Below are 2,764 nucleotides of genomic sequence, written 5' to 3'. Positions count from 1 at the left end.
GATCCGCCGGACGGGCCCCGAGCCCGGTCGTGAGGCCACGGCGGACGCCCGCCGGGGTCCGCGCGGCCCTTCCCGGCACGTCCCGCCGCGTGGGCGTGTCCTCCTCGGCACGCCCCTTCCGACCGGCCGGAGGAGCGGGACCCGCCGGGGGCTCAGGCGCGCCCGATCGGGGCGATCACCGCCGAGGTCAGCTCGGCCAGGTCGGCGGGGGAGAGCTCGACCTCCAGACCGCGGCGGCCGGCCGAGACGCAGATCGTCCCGTGCAGGCCGGCCGAGTCGTCCAGCACCGTAGGCAGCCGCTTGCGCTGGCCGAGGGGAGAGATGCCGCCCCGGACGTAGCCCGTGGTGCGTTCCGCCAGGGCGGGGTCGGCCATCGCGGCCCGTTTGCCGCCGACCGCCGCCGCCAGGCCCTTCAGGTCCAGTTGCCCTGCCACCGGGACCACCGCCACCGTCAGCGCGCCGTCGACGTCCGCCACCAGCGTCTTGAAGACCCGGTCGGGGGAGACGCCCATCGCCTCGGCCGCCTCCTCGCCGTAGGACGGGTGGGAGGGGTCGTGGTCGTAGGAGTGGACGGTGAACGGCACCCCGGCCGCGGTGAGCGCCACCGTCGCGGGCGTACCGCCCGACTGCTGCTGCTTCTTCGGCTTCTTCGCCATCCCTGCCCCGTCCCCGTCCCTGCCCTGTTCCTGTCCCTGTTCCTGTCCTGTCCCCGCCTCTGCCCTGCCACGGCCCCGTCCCCGTCCCGGTCCGCTCCGGGAAGCCGTACGGCGGGCGTCAGTTGAGGTGCGTCGGCCCGCGGGTCAGCTCCGACGCCGGCAGCGACGGCAGGTTGCGGATGATGGCCGTCTCCGTGCGCAGGAGCCTCAGCTCGTCGCGGAGCCGGGACGCCGTGTCCGGCGCCTGGAGCAGACGCTGCTTCGTCGGCGTGTCGAGCATCATCGCGGCGGCGACCAGGTAGGACACGACCCCCGGCTCGTCCGGCAGTTCCGCGCCGGTCGCCAGCGACCGCTCCCGCGCCCCCGCCAGCCGCTTCTGGTACTGGCGGAACGCCCGCAGCACCCCTTCGGCGAGCGCCCCCGCCTCCTCGCCGGGCGCCTCGAGCACCGGCTCCAGCTCGGCCGTCAGGAACGGCCCGGAGGCGTCGACCGACAGCAGCCGTGCCCGCGTCGTCCCCGTCGCCAGCACCTCGAAGGTGCCGTCGGCCCGCTCCCGGATCGTCGCCGCGTCGGCCACGCAGCCCACCTTGTGCAAGGACCGGAGCGGGTCGGTGCCGAAGCCCGCGGCGGGACCCAGCTCGGGCACGGCCGTCGGGTCCGGGAGGCCGGGGGCGCTCGGGGCGACCTCGTGGCCGTCGCGGATCGCCACGACGGCGAACCGGCGCGGCTCGTCCTCCGAAGTCTTCAGGAGTTCGCGCATCATGGCGCGGTAGCGCTCCTCGAAGACGTTCAGCGGAAGCACGAGTCCGGGGAACAGCACCGAGTTCAGGGGGAAGAGCGGGAGCCGGGCGGTGGTCACGACGTAAAAGCCTAATGGTCCCCGGACCGGGTCCGGCGGCCCCGTTCGCTCCGTGGCCGCCGGGAGGCCGCGGCGGGGTCGGCGGCCACCGCCTCGTGCAGGCTCCGGCGCACCTCCAGGAACCGGCCGAGGGGGTCCTCCGCCTCCCGGTCCCAGGGCGCGGAGGTGGCGTACGGGCCGGTGAGCCGCAGCTGCTCCAGGGCCTCCGGCCGGCGCTCCAGGCGCAGCAGGACGTACGCCAGGAGGTTGCGCAGACCGGCCGGCCGGGGATGGGCCGCCGGGAGCCGGGCGGACAGGGCCAGGGCGCGGTCGGCCGCCGCGTCGAGCCGCTCGCGCGGCACCTCGGGGCCGCCCCCGTCGGTGAGGTAGCCGAAGGCCGCCCGCAACGGCAGGGACTGCGTGAACGAGCCGTCCGGCGCGTCCTGCGCGGCCCGGTCGGCGAAGTCGAGGCACTCGAGGTGGGCGCCGTGCCAGGAGGACGACAGGTAGTGCAGGGCCGCCACGTGGCAGCCGTAGTGGTGCGGGGCGCGGCGGACCGCGGCCTCCCACAGCTCCTGGAAGTACCGGTGCCCGGCCCGGGCTCCGCGGGCGTGGTCCAGGGCGAGCCGCCACGGCACCGGATCGCGGTGGTCGGCCCGCGCGGCGGCGGTGATCGACGGGCTCACCTCGCGCAGCAGCTCGGCGCGGGCCGGCGAGTCCCAGGCGCGGTGCACCGCCCGCTGGGCGTCCACGAGCAGCCCGTCGGGGCTGTGCGGGTCGTGGGCGCGCCAGGTGTCCAGCCATTCGGGGCGCGAGCGGGCGAAGACGGCCAGCCGCCGCACGTACCGGTCGCGGTGCTCCCACGCCCCGCGGTGCCGGGTGGCGGCGAGCAGGCCGGCGGCGGGCGCGGGGTCACCGGCCGCCGCCCCGACCAGGACCGGGCCCAGTACCTCGTCGGGGGCGTCGAGCAGGACCTCGGCGTCCGCGGGCAGCACCAGGGCGCCGGGCGGGGTGGTGCCCGACTTTCCTCGCACCCGGGACGCGCGGGTGAGCGCATGCAGCAGAGCCATGGTGCCGACCATTGAAGGACCGCAGGTCACAGCGGCGCCAGAGCCTTCACGGAAGTCGCGGAAGGTTGTACGGCGCCGGTTCAAGGACCGGTAAAAAGGAGGCGGGCCCTCTGGGAGCGGGGAGGCACCGGGCGCCGCGGGCCGGCCGCCGCCGGCGGGGTGCGGGGCGGCCGGGGCCGGGCGGGCCGGTCAGACGCGGC

At 76.7% G+C, this 2,764-nt stretch carries 3 protein-coding genes; all 3 read right to left on the bottom strand.

Features of this window, described 5'->3' with window-relative positions:
* Positions 1–152: 152 nt before the first annotated feature.
* Positions 153–656, bottom strand: coding sequence for a Cys-tRNA(Pro) deacylase (gene ybaK, locus AOK18_RS29170; RefSeq protein ID WP_055696260.1), 504 nt, complete (start codon positions 654–656; stop codon positions 153–155).
* Between the two features lie 118 nt (positions 657–774).
* Positions 775–1,515, bottom strand: a complete 741-nt coding sequence (locus AOK18_RS29165; RefSeq protein ID WP_055574952.1) for an LON peptidase substrate-binding domain-containing protein — start codon at positions 1,513–1,515, stop codon at positions 775–777.
* A gap of 11 nt (positions 1,516–1,526) precedes the next feature.
* Positions 1,527–2,576, bottom strand: coding sequence for a hypothetical protein (locus tag AOK18_RS29160; RefSeq protein ID WP_055696259.1), 1,050 nt, complete (start codon positions 2,574–2,576; stop codon positions 1,527–1,529).
* Positions 2,577–2,764 lie beyond the last annotated feature (188 nt).

This window comes from Streptomyces prasinopilosus, from assembly GCF_001419695.1.
In the GTDB taxonomy this organism is placed as follows: Bacteria; Actinomycetota; Actinomycetes; order Streptomycetales; family Streptomycetaceae; genus Streptomyces; species Streptomyces prasinopilosus.
The sequence above is the reverse complement of the archived record's forward strand: the minus strand, read 5'-3'. Positions and strand labels throughout refer to the sequence as shown.

What these genes read in the sequence shown, in the direction of transcription:
- ybaK (WP_055696260.1), bottom strand. Translation starts at nt 656, where the DNA reads ATGGCGAAGAAGCCGAAGAAGCAGCAGCAGTCGGGCGGTACGCCCGCG.
- AOK18_RS29160 (WP_055696259.1), bottom strand. Translation starts at nt 2,576, where the DNA reads ATGGTCGGCACCATGGCTCTGCTGCATGCGCTCACCCGCGCGTCCCGG.